Source organism: Blastocatellia bacterium (genome assembly GCA_025054955.1).
GTDB lineage: Bacteria > Acidobacteriota > Blastocatellia > HR10 > J050 > JANWZE01.
The window spans coordinates 90,471-110,361 of the sequence record JANWZE010000035.1; the positions used below are offsets into that span (position 1 = coordinate 90,471).

The 19,891-nt window shown below is 55.9% G+C and carries 15 protein-coding genes; 3 read left to right on the forward strand and 12 right to left on the reverse strand.

The genetic code is table 11. The annotated features are described in order from the left end of the window. Window positions 1–176 precede the first annotated feature (176 nt). The 3 genes from NZ823_04895 to guaB are packed head-to-tail and all read right to left on the reverse strand — an operon-like array spanning window position 177 to window position 4,162. Window positions 177–1,421 (reverse strand): hypothetical protein, encoded by a 1,245-nt coding sequence (locus NZ823_04895; protein MCS6804467.1) that lies wholly within the window; start codon window positions 1,419–1,421, stop codon window positions 177–179. A gap of 35 nt (window positions 1,422–1,456) precedes the next feature. Beyond that, a complete protein-coding gene (locus NZ823_04900; GenBank protein MCS6804468.1) occupies window positions 1,457–2,686 on the reverse strand; it encodes a hypothetical protein in 1,230 nt (409 codons plus the stop codon). Window positions 2,687–2,695: 9 nt separating this feature from the next. Next, complete coding sequence (gene guaB, locus NZ823_04905; protein ID MCS6804469.1) at window positions 2,696–4,162, reverse strand: IMP dehydrogenase; 1,467 nt, start codon at window positions 4,160–4,162, stop codon at window positions 2,696–2,698. 293 nt (window positions 4,163–4,455) lie between these two features. Between guaB and NZ823_04910 the strand changes: the two genes are divergently transcribed. Then, window positions 4,456–4,914, forward strand: a complete 459-nt coding sequence (locus NZ823_04910) for a GatB/YqeY domain-containing protein (GenBank protein ID MCS6804470.1) — start codon at window positions 4,456–4,458, stop codon at window positions 4,912–4,914. A 3-nt stretch (window positions 4,915–4,917) separates the two neighbouring features. Continuing rightward, complete coding sequence (locus NZ823_04915) at window positions 4,918–5,091, forward strand: PLDc N-terminal domain-containing protein (protein ID MCS6804471.1); 174 nt, start codon at window positions 4,918–4,920, stop codon at window positions 5,089–5,091. Between the two features lie 274 nt (window positions 5,092–5,365). On the opposite strand, the gene NZ823_04920 is transcribed toward NZ823_04915, so the two are convergent. The 7 genes from NZ823_04920 to NZ823_04950 form a co-directional block, all read right to left on the reverse strand. Continuing rightward, on the reverse strand, window positions 5,366–6,028 hold the full coding sequence (locus NZ823_04920; GenBank protein MCS6804472.1) for a peptidoglycan-binding protein: 663 nt from the start codon (window positions 6,026–6,028) through the stop codon (window positions 5,366–5,368). Between the two features lie 28 nt (window positions 6,029–6,056). Next, window positions 6,057–7,601 (reverse strand): Do family serine endopeptidase, encoded by a 1,545-nt coding sequence (locus NZ823_04925; protein MCS6804473.1) that lies wholly within the window; start codon window positions 7,599–7,601, stop codon window positions 6,057–6,059. A gap of 155 nt (window positions 7,602–7,756) precedes the next feature. Next, a complete protein-coding gene (locus tag NZ823_04930) occupies window positions 7,757–8,722 on the reverse strand; it encodes an alcohol dehydrogenase catalytic domain-containing protein (GenBank protein ID MCS6804474.1) in 966 nt (321 codons plus the stop codon). A 424-nt stretch (window positions 8,723–9,146) separates the two neighbouring features. Beyond that, window positions 9,147–10,319: an aminotransferase class I/II-fold pyridoxal phosphate-dependent enzyme gene (locus NZ823_04935; protein ID MCS6804475.1), complete on the reverse strand. Its 1,173-nt coding sequence runs from the start codon at window positions 10,317–10,319 to the stop codon at window positions 9,147–9,149. 66 nt (window positions 10,320–10,385) lie between these two features. Continuing rightward, on the reverse strand, window positions 10,386–11,273 hold the full coding sequence (locus tag NZ823_04940; GenBank protein MCS6804476.1) for a tetratricopeptide repeat protein: 888 nt from the start codon (window positions 11,271–11,273) through the stop codon (window positions 10,386–10,388). 47 nt (window positions 11,274–11,320) lie between these two features. Next, the gene (locus NZ823_04945) at window positions 11,321–13,555 is read right to left on the reverse strand and encodes a transglycosylase SLT domain-containing protein (GenBank protein MCS6804477.1); all 2,235 of its coding nucleotides are present in this window, start codon (window positions 13,553–13,555) and stop codon (window positions 11,321–11,323) included. A gap of 347 nt (window positions 13,556–13,902) precedes the next feature. Continuing rightward, on the reverse strand, window positions 13,903–15,045 hold the full coding sequence (locus NZ823_04950; GenBank protein MCS6804478.1) for a hypothetical protein: 1,143 nt from the start codon (window positions 15,043–15,045) through the stop codon (window positions 13,903–13,905). An 816-nt stretch (window positions 15,046–15,861) separates the two neighbouring features. On the opposite strand from NZ823_04950, the gene NZ823_04955 reads away from it, so the two are divergent. Next, window positions 15,862–16,992 carry a hypothetical protein gene (locus tag NZ823_04955; GenBank protein MCS6804479.1) on the forward strand — a complete coding sequence of 377 codons (1,131 nt, stop codon included), beginning with the start codon at window positions 15,862–15,864 and terminating at the stop codon, window positions 16,990–16,992. Between the two features lie 293 nt (window positions 16,993–17,285). Here the strand turns inward: NZ823_04955 and NZ823_04960 are convergent, their stop codons facing one another. Together NZ823_04960 and NZ823_04965 are read right to left on the reverse strand one after the other, a co-directional pair. Next, complete coding sequence (locus NZ823_04960; protein MCS6804480.1) at window positions 17,286–18,455, reverse strand: hypothetical protein; 1,170 nt, start codon at window positions 18,453–18,455, stop codon at window positions 17,286–17,288. A 136-nt stretch (window positions 18,456–18,591) separates the two neighbouring features. After that, a partial coding sequence (locus NZ823_04965; GenBank protein MCS6804481.1) for a choice-of-anchor D domain-containing protein occupies window positions 18,592–19,891 on the reverse strand: 1,300 nt, incomplete at its 5' end.

The window sequence follows — 19,891 nt, forward strand, 5'->3', positions numbered from 1 at the left end:
CGTTGACTCAGTTCATGCTCGTTGCTTTCAACCCCTGTTATTGATTTTTTCACGACTGTCGTAATTGAAAGAGCCGGAATTCTACACCAGCACTGAACAACTGGCAACTGAGAAAATTTTCGTGTTCGGCAGGAGAAAGTGCGTTTTCACGCAGCCATTACATCTGCCTGTAGCGCTCACTGGTGGGAAGCTATCGGCAGAAAGGCCGGCACATCCGAAGCGCGCAGATGAGGCGGGAACGGTCGGTCTGTAGACATCATAAAACCGGTTGACGATGTAGCCCGCGCGCTGCCATGTGTGGCGACCAATTCCACCATCCCATCAAACAGGACGTGACCTGCATAGAAGCCATCCTGCAAGCTCAGCAGAATATCAGCGCGATTGACGACTTGCTCAGACATCGCCTGATAAGCGCGCCGCACAATGTCAGGAAAATGGTGATCCACGGTCGCTTCAAACCAGTCGCGGTCTTGAACAAAGCCGTCAGCGTCAATCCGGCCTTGATCTTTCAACTGGCGGAGCGCCGCTGCTAGCTCAAGCGGGTCAGCATCGTCTGCCTGATAACGGTATCGGTCGTTCGTTCGATCATGAACAATCACAGCCTGACCAGTGCGACTGTTGACGACTACCGTATCTTCACAGCGATGGATGGCAAAATCAACACCCTCCACTTCGGCCAACTCGCGGGCTAACGCGGCAGGATCAGCCGGTGTATAAATCGAAGCAAACCCCACCAGCCCGAATTCAGGCACCACCACACTTGTTTCCGAGCGCCACCGCGAGCCGACTTGATAGCGCCAGTGCCGCAGATGGTCTTTCAGCCACAAGCGCCGACCGCGCATCATGTAATTGCCATGATCGGAAAACAGCGTCATGCGCAGCCCGCCATGATACATCTCGGATAACTCCAGCAATTGATCGTCCAGCCAGCGCATCGCCCAATCCAGCTTTTCCTGACCACCCAGATGAATCAACCCGTCCGTTGACTTCAGGTAAGCGACAAACACGGGCTTGTCGCTGGCCGCAAATGCGTCGAGGAATCGTTGCACGTCAGCGCGATAAATTTCTTGCGGCAGGACATACACTAGGAACTCGTAATGAACCGGCTCTTGGTAATCAATAAAGTGATGATAGGTTCGGACGTGAACACTACTGGCGCGGTCGCCAACATAATTGCTGGCGCCGCCGCACAAACGATTCAACTGACGGTCAAAATAGAACGCCTCATAGCCGGCTGGAGGAGCCGCGTCGAACAATTCCTTCAGCGCGACGTTGGTCATCGAAGGGAATGGCGAGACCAGACGGCTGGCCGGATAAAATCGTTGAAACACGCCTTGGCGCTGTAGTCGTTCAACGGCGTCATACGGAACGCCGTCCACGCACAGAACCAGGTGCTTGTCGCCACAAGATGCGCTGCTCATAAACCGACCAACTCGTCAATGGCCAGCCACCTGATTCACTCACCGCCACTGACGTATGGCTTGCGCATGTAGCGTTGTGCTTGCTCATGCGAGTCGAACACATTGTCGTGGCTGAGCACCGTTTTGTAAGCGGCGATGGCCGCGTCACGTTCACCCTTCAGATCATGCAACTGCCCGATTCGCAGATGAGCTAATGAAACCAATTGCCGATTGGCTTGAGGCATGGATGTCACGCGGCGATAGTGATGCAGCGCAGCGACATGATAACCGCTGGCAGCCAGCGTCTGCGCGTACTGGAAGTGGAGTAAGTCTTTGACGTCGTCAAATTGCTTGTTTTGCAGCAATGCTTCAAAAGCATTGAAGCCATCTTGCTTGCGGCCCATTCGAATCTGCATGATGGCTGCTTCCATTTGCAGGTAGTAATTGCGAGGGTACTGGCGGGCGAGTTGGTTAATCAGCTCCAGAGCCTGTTGAGAGCGCCCCTCACGAGCATAGATAGCGATCAGCAACACGCGCGCATCATCATTGACGAATCGCCCCTGGGTGGCTGCTCGCTGCAGGTGTTCGATGCCGCGCTCTTTGCTCCCTCGCATACCGCCAAGCGCCGCCATAATCTTTGCCCACACAGGAAGACTGCCGACAATATAGTCGTACAGACCGATAGTCAAATAGGCATCAGCAAATGTCGGGTCTTGCTGCACCACTTTTCGGTGTTCTTCTACCGAGCGCGAGCCGTTTTTCAACGCACTGAAAAATTGACGGGCTACTGAAGCCTCATAGCCGGCCAACGCGCCATAGGCCGCGCCAAGAAAATAGCGAGCCTCTACGTCACGCGCGTTCTGTTGCAAGCGCGCTTCGGCCTTCTCGATAGATTGGCGAATGTAGTCTCGAAATTGATGATCCACCTGTGGGTCAACCGGTTCAGGTGTCTTGCTGTAAAATGACGCGCTGGAATAGAGGCCTGTTTGCAACCGCCGAGTGCGATTCAATTGAGTAATCCAGACCTGCGTCGCCATGTAAAGATAGCCGGCCGGATGATCGGGCGCTACCTCTGTGATCTGTTGAAACAGTTTGCCCGATGTCTCATAATCAAGGTTGTACAACGCATCAAAGGCCTGGCGACGCAGTGTCTCAAATGAGGGCGTCGGACTTTCATCGGCGGCGGGCGGACTGGAGGAAACACGCTGCGCGACGCTGACCGATATGCACGCAACGATCAGCAGCAGCGCGCCAATCACACGATGGAAGCGAACCGTGCCGCTCACGAATCCACCTCAATCGAGCCGATAGTTAGGGGCTTCTTTGGTGATGATAACGTCATGCACATGACTTTCGCGCAAGCTGGCTTCAGTAATGCGAATGAACTTGGCTTTCTGCTGTAGCTCGGCGATATTGCGACAACCGCAATACCCCATGCCAGCACGCAAGCCGCCGATCAGTTGTTGAACCATCATGGCCAGTGTGCCCTTGTACGGCACGCGAGCTTCAATGCCTTCAGGCACAAGTTTGCCAATGGTCGTTTCACGCTCTTGACCATAACGGTCACGGCTGCCCTGTTGCATCGCGCCGAGCGAACCCATGCCGCGATACGCTTTGAATGTGCGACCTTGATATAAGATCGTCTCTCCCGGACTTTCATCCGTGCCGGCAAACAGTGACCCGATCATGACACAATCAGCGCCGGCGGCCAACGCTTTGGTAATATCGCCGGAAAACTTAATGCCACCGTCAGCGATCAAGGGAACGCCTGCCGCCCGGGTCGCGCGGGCGCATTCGAGTATCGCCGTAATCTGCGGAACGCCCGCGCCGGAGATCACGCGCGTCGTGCAGACGCTGCCCGGCCCCATGCCAACCTTGACACCATCCACGCCAGCTTCGATCAGCTCCTGAGCCCCTTCGTAGGTAGCCACATTACCGGCCACCACGTCTACCTGTGAAAATCGTTTCTTGATCTGCCTGACAGCCTCCAGAACCCGCGTCGTGTGACCATGCGCCGTGTCAATGACCAATACGTCCACTTGCGCGCGTACCAGTTCTTCGGCGCGCTCCAGGAAATCGCCTGTCGCGCCAATGGCCGCGCCGACGCGCAAACGGCCCAATGGGTCCTTGGCGGCCTGTGGGTAATCCAACGCCTTCTGAATGTCTTTCACCGTGATCAGCCCTTTGAGCCGATATTCATTGTCAACGACCAGCAGTTTTTCAATTCGATGTCGCCGTAAAATAGCTTTGGCCTCTTCCAACGTGGTTCCTACCGGCGCGGTCACCAGATTCTCTCGCGTCATGACATCGGCGATCCGCAAATCCATCCGCGTTTCAAACCGCAAATCGCGATTGGTCAAGATGCCCACCAACCGGCCATCTTCGTCAACAATTGGCACACCGGAGATTTTGTATCGCGCCATGACGGCCAACGCATCAGCAATGGGGCGCTCCGGCGTCATCGTCACTGGATCAACGATCATGCCGCTCTCGGAGCGTTTGACCTTGTCCACTTCATCGCGCTGGGCTTGAATGGACAAGTTCCGATGGATCACGCCGATGCCACCTTGTTGAGCTAATGCAATGGCCAGATGAGCTTCCGTCACCGTGTCCATGGCCGCACTGGAGATTGGCACATTCAATCGAACGTGGCGACTAAACCATGTAGTCACCTCGGTCTCTGCCGGTAATACGTCGCTTTTAGCCGGCAGTAACAAGACATCGTCAAAGGTCAACGCTTCGGGAAAGATCGCATCCGGCATAAGGCTCGCCCTCGAACTCAGTATTCACTAAGCTGGAAGTCTAAGCCACGCTGGTGAGATCAGTCAAGCACAGCACTCATGCGCACGTCGTTTCAGAGACGGCGACCGAAAGTATGACAATAGAGAGTGGGCTTGTGCTTGCGAAACGTCATAACGCTTCAGCTACACCACACCACTTGCATTGCCACAATCACGATGGTCGGCTACGCTCCCTGCAACACCGCTTGCATTGTCACAATCACGATGGTCGGTTACCATAATCAGGCAGCGTGATTCAGAGAAGGAGTAAACTTATGAGCCTACGTCAGCAAATTGATCAGGACCTCGTCCAGGCGATGAAAGCCAAAGATGAAGTCCGACTCAACACTCTACGAATGATCAAAACGGCACTGAAGAATCGTCAGGTTGATGTGCAACACGAGTTGAGTGATGCCGAAGTTATCCAGGTGATGAAAACACTGATTAAGCAGCGGCAAGATTCTGTTGAACAATACCAGCAAGCCGGACGTAGTGACTTGGCCGAACATGAACAAGCCGAGATTCGCATCATTGAACACTATTTGCCACCCATGCTGAGCCAGGCTGAGCTGGAGCGCGTCGTGGATGAAACGATTCGGGAGGTGGGAGCTGCTTCGCTGAAAGACATGGGGCAAGTGATGAAGGCGGTCATGGGAAAATTAGCGACGGCAATGGTGGACGGCAAAATGGTCAATCAAATGGTGCGCTCAAAACTCACTGCGCTGGAGGAATGAACAATGTGGACATTGATTAAACTCGTCGCTGTGGCGCTCAACATCATTGCGATTGCCGATGTCATATCAAAATACAAAGACATTGGCACGCGTGTTGTTCTCATCGTGATGATCTTAGCGTTCCCAATTGTGGGCGCGGCCGTGTATCTACTCATCTTTCGACCCAAAGAGGCTTAGCCACCACGTGCGCGGTGCGCGTCGGCAACATGCGTTCCAGAGGATGATCTTGGGGCGTTGAGAGTCGGTGCGTATTTGCTCACGGTGCGGGCAAACACGTTGGCACCAACTTCATGGAGTATCACGCCGTCAGGGCGTGAACCCAACGGCCTGTTGCTTGGTGAGGCCATCACCGCACCAGGCTGGTCAGTCCAACAGCTTGTTGGTTGAGGCATCGCCATGGCCAACGAGAAGCCCACCGGGAGTGCCTTCACGTTGCTTGTTCGGCGACCTGTTACTCCTGTGGTCTCTGCGTTGAACCGGATGTTACGGATGGTGGTTCATCGAGCAATTCTGCCGGCGGTGGTTCATCGGGCGTTTCTGCCGGTGGTTGCGGCTGCGGTTCATGAGCCGGCCTTGGCGAGAGTCCCAATCGGCTCAACACGTGAGCCGTCGGCCTTCCCGTCACAGGCAGGTTCTCCGCCTGCTGAAAAGCTTTCATGGCCTCAATGGTCGCCTGGTCGTAGACGCCGGTCGCTTCCGCGAGAAATCCGCGTTCGATCAATGCGCGCTGTATCTCCAAGACTCGATCAGTAGGCATCTGCGAGCCAGGCCGAAGTGGTTGATACCGAGCCAGACTCCGCCGCACACGGCCGCGACGCGCTTGATACCGGTTCATGCGCTTTCGGCTCACTGCCGCGGAGCGACGGCTACGGCGACTTTGCGCCGTCACGCTTCGCTGAGAGCGGCCACGACGAACTGACTGCCGCTTCCCAGAACGACCACGACGCGCCACAGCCTGCCTCTTTTTGTTCCCTCGCCGTTGAGCAAACACTTCGTGCGGGCTGGACTGATCAGATACCGAAGAGAGCCAGCCACCAACCGACGTCAGCACATCAACGGCTACCACTCCTACCACCACTAAGCAGGCGCCGATTATCTGTTGTCGTTTTTTCATGACCAATCTCTCCCTGCTGCTGAATGACTCACGGAACCACAGTTGTTAACACATGTCGCCCGGGTCCGTCTAACAACCGGCGCGGGCCGATGACTTCAACAACCAGATCATCCCCGGATTGCAACTGGCTGATGATTGCCTCCAACTGTTCAATGCTGCCAATCGTCTGGCGATTCACGCGCAGGATCACATCATGAGTCTGAAGGCCCAGCTCGCTGGCCAGACTTCCTTCTTCAATCTCCGATACGACCACGCCCTGTGTAATCGGCAGATTGAACGAGCGGGCTGTTTGCGCCGATAACATTTGCAACTTGGCTCCCAGTTTAACGCGCTGGCGGGTTCGGGTTGACTCTTTCTGCGCCGAAGTTGGCAAGGCGCTCGAAGGACTGATGCTCTGACGCGGGCCAATCTTCACCTGCAATGTCAGGCGACGCCCATCCCGCATGACGGTTACCGGCACGACGCGGCCAATCGGAGACGAGGCTACCATACGAGTCAAATGACGTTGATCTCTTACGGATTGACCATCGAACTGGACAATAATATCGGCGCTCTGTATGCCGGCCTGAGCAGCGGGACTATCTTTAGAGACTACATCGTGAACCAGCGCGCCGTGCGGATGATCCAATCCATAGACACGGGCTGCTTCGGGCTTCACCTCATCCAGCACAATCCCCAACCAGCCGCGCTCGACTTTTCCTGTCGCCACCAGTTGGTTGTAAACAGGTATCGCAATAGACGTAGGGATGGCAAATCCAACCCCATTAGATACACCGGTGCTGGTAGAAATCTGTGCATTGATGCCGATCACTTCCCCTTTGAGGTTGACCAACGGGCCGCCTGAATTGCCCGGATTGATAGCTGCGTCCGTCTGCAAAAATTGTTGAAAATTGGCGTGCGGCCCGGCGGTGACGCGGTCTTTGGCGCTGATGATACCGGCGGTGACCGATTGCTCCAATCCAAACGGACTGCCAATGGCCAGCACCCAATCGCCCACCTTCAACGCTTCCGAATCGCCAACCGGCGCAACCGAAAAGGGCGCAGAACCTTTGATCCTGAGCACAGCGAGGTCGGTCTCGGTGTCTGTGCCAATAATCTGAGGCACAAACGTGCGTCCATCGGCCAACCGAACGCGCATCCGAGCGGCATCTTCGATGACGTGTTTGTTGGTGAGGATGTACCCATCCGCATCTACCAACACGCCGGAACCTTCACCCCGTTGACGCCGACGTGGACCATGAAACCAATCAAACGGCTCTAACGCTGACGTGCTCGTAGGTTCCGCCACCGTTTCAATGTGCACAACAGCCGGTTCAACCCGACGCGCCACTTCGGCAAACGCTTCAGAGAGCGCCAGCGCCGTCGAAACGGCCACCGAAGGCGGCTCCCATGAACGATTCACCTGAAGCAACCGGTGCTGCTGTCGAGCCGACGCTTCACGAGAGATGAATATACCAATGCCAATGCCTATCAGCAGGCCAACTGCCACCAGTAAACTCAACACCACCTGCCGGCGCATCGGCGACCGAGTCAAACGTACACTGGAGTGATCCGTCTGTGGAACTGGTTCCATGCTCCGCTTCTCCACGTCATCGTATTCTGTTTGTATCATGCGCCTGTGATTATAACCGACTAATCCGAAACACCCAAGGTCTCAGCTTTCCATCGGTCGTAACAACACCTTCAGCCTTGCGTCCCTCAGGCGAATCAACCCGCGATCACCATGTCTTAACTCTCCACCGGTCGTAACAACACCTTGAGCACTCCGGGCGCCTGAGCCAATTCAAACGCGCGGAGCCCATGCTCAAGCGGAACAATCTCTGAAATCAGGCTGGTGACATCCACCTGACGCGAGGCCAACAGTTCTAACGCGCGAGGAAACCGACCGCACCGTGATCCTATGAGTGTCACTTCGTTCACCACCAGGCGCGACATATCAAGATGAAGCCCGCCAGCGAACGTGGACTTCACGATGATGCACCCCTGTGGGCGCACCAGCCGCAGGGCAAGCTCAAATCCGCCGGCTGAGCCGGTCGCTTCGATGACACAATCCTGACTGGCTGCTTCCAGGTCGGCTGCCTCTGTTGCCAGCAGTGTCTCTATCCCCCACTGCTGAGCAAGTGCCAGTTTATTGGCATGCTTGCCGATCAAGAGTAATTGGCATCCGGTTGAGCGCATCACCTGCGCCACCAAGAGGCCGAGCTTACCATCGCCAATAACGCTGACCCGATCCGCCGGATTGATCGGCGTCTGCTCCAAAATGTGAGCAGCGGCAGCCAACGGCTCAGTGAAGACGGCCTCCTCATCCCGCAACGACGGAGGAACAACAAACAAATTTCTTGCCGGTAACGAGAGAAACTCGGCCATCGCTCCATCACGCCCAACAATCCCCAACGCCGTGCGCCGCGGGCAATGCCGCGCATCACCGATCGCACATCCGGCGCATTCGCCACAGCCCACATTGATTTCTCCAACAACCCGTTGACCGATCAACTCGGCCTGCGGCGATGCTTCGACCACACCAACAAACTCATGACCGAGAATGCCGCGAAAACTGGCATAGCCGCGGGTGATCTCAATGTCGGTATTGCAAATGCCGGCGAGCAAAACGCGGATCAACGACTCTTGCTCATGACGTGGCATCGGCGCGTCACTGACATATCGAAGCGCTCCGTCAAATTTCAGTGCTCTCATCTTGTCCTCCCGTGAACATTTCTGTGAGCGCAGGCATCTTGCCTGCCGGTTGCGCCCAGTGAAAATAGGCCTGCTCGAAGCAGGCGCCCCCAGGTTTTCATGCTTCGTGGCGTCCAATCGTACATGGGCGATTTCTCTGAAAACGCCCGACCTCAGCTTACGCCGCAGGCGCAATCAGAAGGTAGCCAGACGTGCAACGTCTGGATAGCAGATCAACCAATCGTAGCGCGTCTGCAGCGCGCCAAGTCATAGGTGTTCGCTGCGCGCTGCGCGACATCAGCAATTTCCTCGGCACTCTTCGTGGCACGCGCCGGCCCATGAATGATCCTTCTGAGCAAACGCCGATTTCAAATCTGAGGGCACACGGGGCGCTTATTACCCAGCATGCACGCGAACGCTCGAGAGATTCTGTGTCGGCGCATTCTCAGGCCAGTCGGCGCAACCGCTCCGCTGCTGCCTGAAGCGTCTCGATCTTCTTGCAAAAAGAGAAGCGCACCTGATGACGTCCACGTTGCGGGTCTTGATAGAAACTGCTGCCGGGCACAACCGCGACGCCAATCTCTTTGACAAGGTAATGAGCGAACTGAACATCATCAGTAAAGCCGAACGCATCAATCTGAGTGATCGTGTAATAAGCTCCTTGTGGCCAGCAAGGCTTCAGTCCAAGCTGCTCCAACACCGGCAGCAACGTGGACCGTCGTTCAGCGTACTCGGTGGCTAGTTGCTGGTAGTAACTCGGCGGCAATCGAAGCGCCGTCGCACCTGCTTCTTGCAACGGAGCGGGCGCGCCCACCGTTAAAAAGTCGTGCACCTTGCGAATCGCACTGGTGATCTCCGCCGGCGCAATTGCATAACCAACTCGCCAGCCGGTCACGCTATAGGTTTTTGACATTCCGTTGATCGTAATCGTCCGCTCACGCATGCCATCGAGCGTGGCGATCGCTACATGGCGAGCGTCGTCATACAAAATGTGCTCATAAATCTCATCGGTCACAGCGATGACATTCCACCGCAGGCACAGATCAGCGATCAGTTGCAGTTCCTCACGCGTGAAGACCTTGCCGGTGGGATTGTTGGGTGTGTTGATGATAATCGCTTTCGTTTTGTCGTTAAACGCGGCGCTCAACTCATCAGGATCAAAATGCCAATCCGGCCAATGAAGCGGCACGAACCGCGGCGTGGCCCCCGACAAGATCGCGTCAGGTCCATAATTCTCATAAAACGGCTCAAAGATGATCACCTCATCGCCGGGGTTGATAATGGCCATTAACGCAGCGATCATCGCTTCGGTTGATCCGCAGGTGACCGTGATTTCCGTCTCTGGGTCCACGTCGAGTCCCAGCGACCATCGTGTCTTCTCGGCCAGCGCCTCGCGAAATCCTTTGGCGCCCCAAGTAATCGCATACTGGTTGATGTCAGCATTGATGGCATCAATCGCCGCTTGCTTAATCACATCGGGTGAAGGAAAATCGGCAAAGCCTTGCGCCAGATTGATCGCTCCGTATTGCTGCGCCAATCGGGTCATCTCGCGGATGACCGATTCGGTGAAGCTATCCGCCTTATAGGAAGTGATTTTTTTCGGCCCCGGTTGGCTCATACGTCCTCCCCAGTAGTGGCCGGTTAGTTTATCAGAAATGGCGTGCGAAGGAAAATGGATGCAGGGTTATGGCCGTAGCTCTTGGCGCAATTGCTCGACCAGAGATTGAATCGCCGGCGCTTCGTTGCTGTCAGGCGCTAATGCGAGAAATCGCTCCAACGCGACCAGGGCTTCTTGCTTGCGGTTTACGTTCAGCAACGTAGTGCCTAACAAGCTGTAGAGGATTGGCTCTGCATCGCCATTCTGGGCAATGGCCTGTTGCATGTGGGGAATGGCTTCGTCAGGAGCATCCATAAATTCCAGTGTCATGGCCAAGCCAGCATGCGCTTCAGGAGAAAAATTTCGCGCCAGCCGCAGCGCGCGCCGGTAGTTTTGCACTGCTTCTTCATACAGGCCCATTCCGCGCAAGATATTTGCTAGCACGGTGTAGCCTTCGGGGTCTTGGCGGCGACGTTCAGCAATTGCCGCCTCGGCCTGTTGTTGAGCCTCCTCGTAGCGGTTGAGCGCAAGCAGTGACCGTGCCAATCCCAATCGAGCTGCCGGAAATGATGGGCGCAGTTCCAATGCCCGCTGATATTCAGTCACAGCATCGGCGTGCCGTCTTTCTTCACGCCACTGTTCAGCGCGTTGATAAGCCTGTTCGGCGGGGTCGCGCGTTGGAATCAACCGCAGTGCCAACCGTTCGACTTGGCCGGCTGCCACGCGAAACTCCGAGCGATAATCTTTGAAATCAACTTTGCGCGCGCGTAACTGATAGCGTCCGGCCGGCAGTTGCTGAATCACGAGCTGACCGCGCTCATTCGTTTTGCCGCGAAACGCTCCGTTCAAGTAGACAGAAACGCCAGGCTCTTGTGTCACCACGACGACCCGGGCTGTGGCATGACGCGCGCGTGATTTGGTCGCCGGTTGGCCGGCGAGCGCCAGCTCTTGCGAAAGGCTTGCTGAAAGCCCCACGGTGAGCCACATCACCGCGCATGGTTTCAGTAGAAGATTCCCTCTGCTCATCGCTGACCGTAAAGTCGCCGGTAGTGGGCAGCGTTGCGAATCACGGCCTGAACATATAATCGCGTTTCGCGGATGGGAATGCTCTCGACCCATTCATCAATCTCCCGATGTCCTGACTCGCGCAGCCAACGCGCTACACGCGCTGGCCCACCGTTGTACGCTGCCACCGCATACTCCAAACGCCCAAACTGTCGAAGCAAATCAGCCAGGTAGGTTGTGCCAAGTCGGATACTCAACTCCGGCTCGAACAACTGCGACGGCGCAATCTTCCGCAGTCCCTGCCGTCGGGCCACCAACTGACCAGTGGACGGAATGATCTGCATCAGTCCAAGCGCATTGGCCGAAGACCGCGCATTGGGATCAAACGATGATTCTTGCCGAATCAAGCCAGCAACCACATAGGCATCCAGTGCAGCAGTTCGACTCTCGCGTTGAATCGTCTCCCAGTAAGCCAATGGAAAGAGTAACTCTTCAACCTCACGTGAGACTTCACCGCCTTGATAGAGCGTGTACTCTGGATGGGCTTGTTGCAAAACGTTGATGGCTGCGCGATACTGCCCCTGATCACGATAGACCTGCGCCAGTTCCAAACTCACTGAAGGTGACTGCGGCGCAGCCGTCAACGCGACTTGCAATTCCTTGGCGGCTGCTTCATCCAACCGCACCAGCCGCAACTCCCGCGCCTTCTCCACGCGCACGAGCGCAGCTTGATTGGTCACATCTGCCGGCGGCTGGGCCGGCTTGATCTGCGCCAGCGCGTTGGCCAATGTGGCGTCATCGTCCGGTTTGGGTGGCTTCAGATTCCGATGAACCGCACGCAGATGCTGCAACCGCTTCTCTGCCATCTGACCGTAGTATGTGTAGCGATAGCGATCCAGCAATCGCTCAAAGATGGCTAGCGCACGCGCCGGATGGCCGCCACGCTCAGCCGCGCGTCCAGCCCAATAGATGGTCGGACCGTAGTATGCGGAGTTCACGTGTCGCTGCACATGCTCAAGCAAATAGCTATAGGCTTCATCAAATCGTCCGGCGCTATACGCCTTCATCCCGACACGATAGGTCGCTTCGGCAGCATACGGACTTTGTGGCTGGAGTCGTATGAGCTCCTTGAAGGCTTGTATTGCCAGCTCATCGTTCCCCGCGCGCAAGTGATGGTTCGCTCGTGAATGGAGCGTTGCTGCTGCCCACTGACTGCGAGGAAACTGCTTGACTAACGACTGGCTCGTTTCCACGAACGCTGCCGTCAGTCCGCTTCGGCGATAACTTTCCGCCAGCGCGTACAGGGCTTCGGCCTGAACCTCATCTGAGTCGGCTTTCACACCCTTGAGCAGCTCGATGGCTCGCCGCGCCGACGACGATTCATACAGCGCCCGACCGATAGATACGATCAGCGGCACATCTTTGGCGAGCTCTGAACGCCCCATTAAAAAACGATCATAGAATTGGACTGCATCAGTATAGGCTTTTGCTTGATATAAATTCTGGAATCGCAATCGCAGACGAGAAAACGGAATCGCCGTTGATCCCTTCACCAGCAAGCCAGCAGCCTGTAACTGCTGCTCTGCTTCCAACGCTTCCTGACTTGGCGGCAGATCAAAATAAATCGTCTGACATAATCCGAGGGCACGTTTGGTATCACCCATCTGGTTGTAGAGCTGAGCAGCTTGCCAGAGCGCGCCGGCGTCATTGCGTTCAATCAACCGCTGCAAATAGGAAATGGCTTTCGGTACATCGCTGCGCGTGCTGGCCAACGCAGCGGCAGCCAGGCTGGCTTCACGAAGAAAAATCGAATCAGGATACATCTCGATCAGACGGGCATAGGCCGATTCGGCTTCGTCAGCCCGACCTAACTGATTGAGCGAAGAGGCCAACACCCACCAGGCATGGTCGCCAACCTTGGTCTTTTGCTCAATTACCGAACGCGCTGACGTATCCGACAACAAATCGGCTGCGCCCAGGTAATCGCCAGCGTTGTGCTTGGTGTAACCACGCCACAGCCGTGACAACGCGGCGGCCCGCGTCTTAGGAAATTGCGATTCGATACGTTGTAATTCCGCTTCCGGCGGTTGAGCCTGTCGGCTAAAGACGGCCCGCAACGCTTGCAGGCCCTTTTCCTCACGGCTGGACGACGCGCCGAAACGGCCTGCCAGGCCGACGCCCGGCATGATCAACAATAGCATAACAAGAGCCACCAGTTCACACTTGCTCAAAATTCGCCATCGGTTCTGCATAATCACTCTCCGCATCCACACGTCTTCATCATATCATCAAACGCATTTGGATGTTAAGCAGTGCCCAGGACGATGCTAGCCATAAGGCGCGGCTTCAGCCCACAATGACACAAGCCCTGAAACTACATCACAGAGTTTCAGGGCTTGTCATAATGAGAGGGAGACGCAAGCAGTTGGTTCACCAGTTGCCCGCCTTCAAATCTCAACGGTGAGAGTTGAAGCTCAAGAAGCTCTCTGCTTCCGAGGAGCCACGATGTGAACACTGCTCCAAAAGGGCGCCGGGCTCTGAGCTGTGCAGATGAGCCCGTCACCAGGTATGCGACCGCGTACCATCACCCACCACGGGACTACGGCCCAACGCGACGCACGCGACAGTTGAGCGTATCGGAGATATACAAATTGCGGAAGCGATCCATGGCAAGTCCACTCGGACCATTGAGCATGGCATACTCGGCAGCGCCACTATCACCAGCATATCCAGGCGTTCCTGTCCCAACAGCAATACTGAGTATGCCGCTCGGACTGACGCGGTACACTTGATGATTCACATTGTCAGTGATATAGACGCTGCCATCCACATCAACGGCCAGACCCTGCGGGCGCTTAATGCTGCTTTGTATCGCCGGCCCAGGGGTAGGCAGTGTGAACGCGCCATTGCCGGCAAACGTCGTGATCACGCCATTGCTCAACTTGCGCACACGCCGATCATCGGCATCCGCAATATACAGCTCACCCGCGGGACCAAAGGCCAACGCCACGATGCCCTTGAAGCAAGCCGATAAGGCTGGCCCGCCATCGCCGCAAAAACCGCGAGCGCCACTGCCGGCCACCGTTGTGATTGTGCCGGTCGTGATGTCTACCCGGCGCACACGGAAGTGGCCATAATCGGCGATGAATACGTTGCCTAACGCATCAATCGCAATAGCCGACGGCGAAATCAGCTTAGCCTCAGTGGCCAGCTTTCCATCACCCAGACCGTCGGCCGGATTGCCACCCCCAGCAAACGTGGTCATGGTTCCGGTGGACAGGTCAACCCGACGAATGCGGTGATTCCCGTTATCTACAACGTACAAATTGCGCCCAGTGGCATCCACTGCCACGGCGGCCGGCGCAGCAAGCTGAGAATTGGTGGCGACTTTACCATCACCGTTAAACCCAGGCGCCCCAGTGCCAGCCACTGTCGTGATGACGCCAAAGGTGGAAACCCTTCGCACCACGTGATTGCCTAAGTCTGCAATGTACACATTGCCGGCCAAGTCCGCGCACAAGCCAGCTTGACGGTTCAACTGACCAAAGGTGGCTGACCCACCATCGCCACTAAAGCCACACACGCCTGTGCCCGCTACTGTGGTAATCGTTCGGCTTGATTGAGTGAAACTGACTGGAACAATGGTGGAAGCCAGTAGCACCACAACCGCTGCGAGCATCCAAATATGACGCCGACGCGCACTGTTCCTCACAAGGCTGATTGAGTGACACAACATGTTCATTAAACCTCCTGGCAAAATTATTCGACTTACAAGCAGACCACTCGCATCGCTCAACGCGCGGCCTCCGAAGTCGTGTTCAAATTCCGAGTCCCTGAGGACGATTGATCACATCGTTTGGTTCGAGGCCCTACTGATATATCCACAAACACGCTCATCTTTCTCTCTTCCTTCACCAGTCAGTTTTCACTGTCTGATGCTAACCTTCTCAATATCATTCCTCCCGCAAACGGCGTTGCAAACGGCGTACCACCATGCCAACAGACCGCATGGCAACGGCCATCGCCGCGCCAGACTGCGCTCCATGCCCGCACAAAGCAAGGCGCGCGTGGCCAGCGAAGCATCTTGCTTTCAGTACTTTTTTGCCAGAACCCAATGCCCGATAAATCACCGACGCGCCGCTGACCGCCTCCCGACTCGCCTGTATCCAACCCTCAACAAGCTCGGTCATGAAACGCCCATTTCAGCCGACGAGAAACAACACGTCGCGCCGATGAAACAATTGACTCACTCGCGTTACGTAAATTTCCTCTCAGCCACGCAAGCGGGCTGTGATAACGTACCCCAGGCGGCTGATACCAAATGCCGAGTGAAGATCGCAACATTGCTGCTCAGTTAGTTCAGGCCCCGTCGGCTTTTTAGCTCCATGAACATGGTCTTTCCTTTGGCAATTGGCATCAGACGCCTGCTTCTTTGACGGGCTTGAGTCACAGCTCTCAAACCTTGTATAGTTAGCCAGGGGTCATGGAATTCAAAAGGAGTTGCTTATGTCATCACAGGTGGGAACGCCTGTGCCACATCCTCACAGGAGATCAATAAATGAAATCGTGGTCACAACTCTATTTTGCCTCACTTTTAGGATTTTTCTTGCTCTTATCCGTCCACGCCACTTCCCACCCAGCTCAAGCGTGTGATCGTGTCGAAGTCACCAAGCTCGGTTATTTTGAGCAATGCCGTTGGTTCCGGTATGACGTGGCAACAAACACGGTTCGTTTTTGCATGCAATTGAAGCGATTGAAGCCCAGTATCGAACCTGTTCAGGTCGTACCTTATCTGAAAAGTCCGACCTATGTTGATCTGATTGAACCACTCGAAGGCCAATCGCTGACGCTTGCTGTCGGCGAGTGTAAGACGCTCTGTTGGCAGTTTCGCAAACCGCCCAATCTTGATCTGAGCAGGTTTTATGAATACACCGACTTTGAATACATTGATCCGGCCACGCAGTACCATTACTTAGTTGACTACATCTGGCGTCAGGATAGGGTTGCCGGCGTTGCGCCACGCACGGGCAAAACGGACGATTCGGATGGCTCATTGATTGAGACGCTGCCGTGGCCGATGTTCAACGAGCTCACAAAGGGGATGACCGAACCGATGCTCGTGACGACAGCCGTTGATATGAGTCAAGCGCTGCCAGGCTGGGAAGTTCTCGATCTGGACCCTAAGCCGGGTACAACGTTCACTCTCTATCCGCAGCAAAAACTGCTGGGAACAATCACGATTCGCAAACCAGCCAATGCGACCGAAGGGCTTTCTATCATTCAACCCCGCTTGCTCAACGCCCAGACTGGTGAAGTTGTCCAAGAAGTCAGCATTCGTTATCTGGTTGATTACACACCGCCCCAAATACTCGAAGCGACAGTAGAAAACAAAGGGGAAATGCGTGAGTTTCGCGTCGTAGCATCGGATGGCACGGCTGGCCTGGCTGACGCGGTTCAAGTTCACATTAGCGTCAATGAGAGGCCCTTTGAATCACATTTCCTGGACTTCTTCAAGGCGCCCAAGGAGTTTGATACATTCACGATGGAATGCCTTGTCTTCGCTTCAACGAGAACGTTCACCGCGCTGCTCGGTCCGTTCAATCCAAATGACAAACTACAATTCTTCTTCACTGTGCCTGATGAAGCAGGCAACGAAACGCGAACGCCTGTCGGGACAATCCAGCCCTGACGGAGGAAGACCAGCAATCACTGAAACAAAAACTGGGCGAGCGCGGAACCGATGCCACGCTCGCCCATAATTTTTAGCTCTCCGTTTTTGACGGCGGCCACACACCAACCGTGAGACTCTAGAGCGGCTTGTGAATGAGTCTGCACTGGAAGCGCATGCCCAACGTGTATAGCCCGCAAGATATGGGCCCCCAGCTAAAGGCAACTGAAAATCGCTCTAATGATGGCCAGGCCCCGCTCTGGAGTGTTTTCCCTGGAGAAAACCACCGGCGATATTGCCCCGTCGGGGCAGCATTACTGATTTCTTACCACGCGAATGCGGAAGCAACGCGAATCAGACAGGTAGACATTGCCCGCTGCATCGGTCACCACAGAGGTTGGTCCATTCAACTGCGCCTCAGCCGCCGGACCACCATCGCCTGCACAGCCGGGGCTACGCGGGTCGCCGCTCCCCGCGACGGTGCTAATTCGCCCCTCCGCATTGACTCTGCGAATCCGATGACTCCCATTCTCAGCGATGTACAAATTGCCCAGGCCATCCAAGGTAAGGCCTGACGGCCACCGCACCACCGCCTCCGTTGCCACGCTACCATCGCCTAATTGCTCAGGGCCAGTCACATTGAATACACCGTTACCAGCTATTGTGGTGATGATGCCGTCGGGACTGATGCGTCGTACCCGATTATTGCTGAAATCAGCCACAAGAATGTCACCGACCGAAGTGATCACGATGTCTTTCACATCCCTAAATTTGGCTAACAACGCCGAGCCGCCATCACCTGTATCATTGGTATTGACCGAACGCGCGCCACTGCCGGCAATCGTTGTAATCACTCGCGTCACGGCATCCACTCGACGAATCCGGTAGTTGAACGAATCAGCGATGTAGAGATTGCCTAATCTATCCACAGCCACTGACGACGGAGAGCGGAGCGTCGCTGCTGTTGCCAATCCACCATCGCCAGTGAAATTAGCGACGTTGGGCGTTCCTGCAACTGTGTTGATCACCCCTGTTGCTCGGTCAATCCGACGCACAACATGATTGCCATTATCGGCAATATACAAACTGCCATCAGGAGCGACAGCCACATCCGTTGGAGTGGCCAGTTTGGCGGCCGTTGCCGGACCGCCTTCGCCCGCGAATCCACTTTGCGTTGGCGTCCCAGCGACTGTCGTGATGATGCCGCGTCGGTCAATTCGACGAATGATATGGTTATTGGTATCAGCAAAGTAAACGTTCCCGTCAGCATCAACGGCCAGGCCAGTCGCCTCTCGAATCTGCGCGTTGACGGCCGACCCACCATCGCCGCTATAGCCAGCCAGTCCAGCGCCGGCAACGGTCTCAATCACCCGGCCATCGCCTTGCGTCGAGCTCCAGCCCAGGGTCGAACTCACAGTCACGATACCAACCACGAGTCCGATCAACCAGGTCGTTTTATTGCTAATCATGTGAAACCTTCTCATACAATACCTCCTACTGATTGATTTCTAGGTCTGCCTACCGACCTTTTACACCGGGCTGGCCCCTATCATAATGCAATGTCCCCGCCAACTGCAACCGGCGGGGACATCACTTTGACTTTTGACTATAGGAGAGCGGTTACGGCCGGCGATCACCCGGCGGAATCACACTGCCACTTCCCGAACCCTGACCGCTGCCAGCGGCCGTGCCATTGCCGGAGACATTCAGCACACATGGAGCCACCGGCCCGATCACCGTCGCGTTGAAGTTGAACTGAATACGTCCGATCTGCTGACCGGGCGCCGTCGGCGTGAACCGCACCCGAATCGGCACACCAGCCGCGCCACCTTCAAACTCAGGCGGCACCGTGATCGGCAGCGGCGTCACCACAGCAAATCGCGGGTTATCTGTGACAATCTGCAACGGATCAGAAATCACCAGCGGCAGGTCACCCCGGTTCACCATCAGGAAGGTCGCCGTCACCGAGCTGCCCACAGGAGCCGTGCCGACGCTCAACGACGTCGGGATTTCGCACAACGCATTGGCAATACCGATGCCGTTGACTTCGGAAATCACGCACTGGCCTTGGCATGTGTTGGTGAAGAATCGGATCGCGCCTTTCTGCAACTGACGCAGCGTTGGCCGGAAGATCACCGTGCCAGTGGCCTTGCCGCCCGGCGGAATCGTCTGTCCCACCGTGAAGCCTTCCACGATGAAGTTCGTGTTGGTCACAAACGGATTCGTCGTGAACGGCGCGCCCGGCGGCGGCGTCAACACTAGCGGCGCATCACCGATATTGCGCACTTCGATTGGCAATCGTTTCTCGCCGAACTGAATGCCGCCCACATTCATGCCAAATCGTGGATCGGTCATCGGGACGATGGCCACGCGACCGAATGTGCGGCCATCAGGCGCGCCATTGACCGTATCCGGCATCACCACTTCGCAGATCGGGCCGCGCAGCGCCACACACGTCACACGCAACTGGCACGCCTGCACATTCGGATCGTTGCTGATGAACCGGATCGTGGTGACGCTGGTGCCTACATCTATCGGCGAACACCGCACCAGGAACCGCACGCTCTCACCAGGCTGCACCGTCACCGGGAAGACCACCGGCGCATTCGTTGCCGGATTGAGCAGCACGATGTCCGGGCTGCCTGTGATGTCAGCTCGTGTGATGATCAGTGGCAACCCGCCCGTATTCGTGATTGTCACTGTCTCCTGAGCCGGCAAGCACGAGGCAAACGGCGTCAGCGTCAAGCTGGTCGGCATGATCGTGCAGGTGGGCGGAGGCACCACATTGCCGCGCACCGTCTTGAGCACGCATGGCGGATTGTTCGGATCAGTCGTGCACTCATTGGTGAACAACCGAATCGCGCCAACCTGCGACCCAATGTCCAATCCGGTGAACCGCACCAGCATGAAGATCGAATCA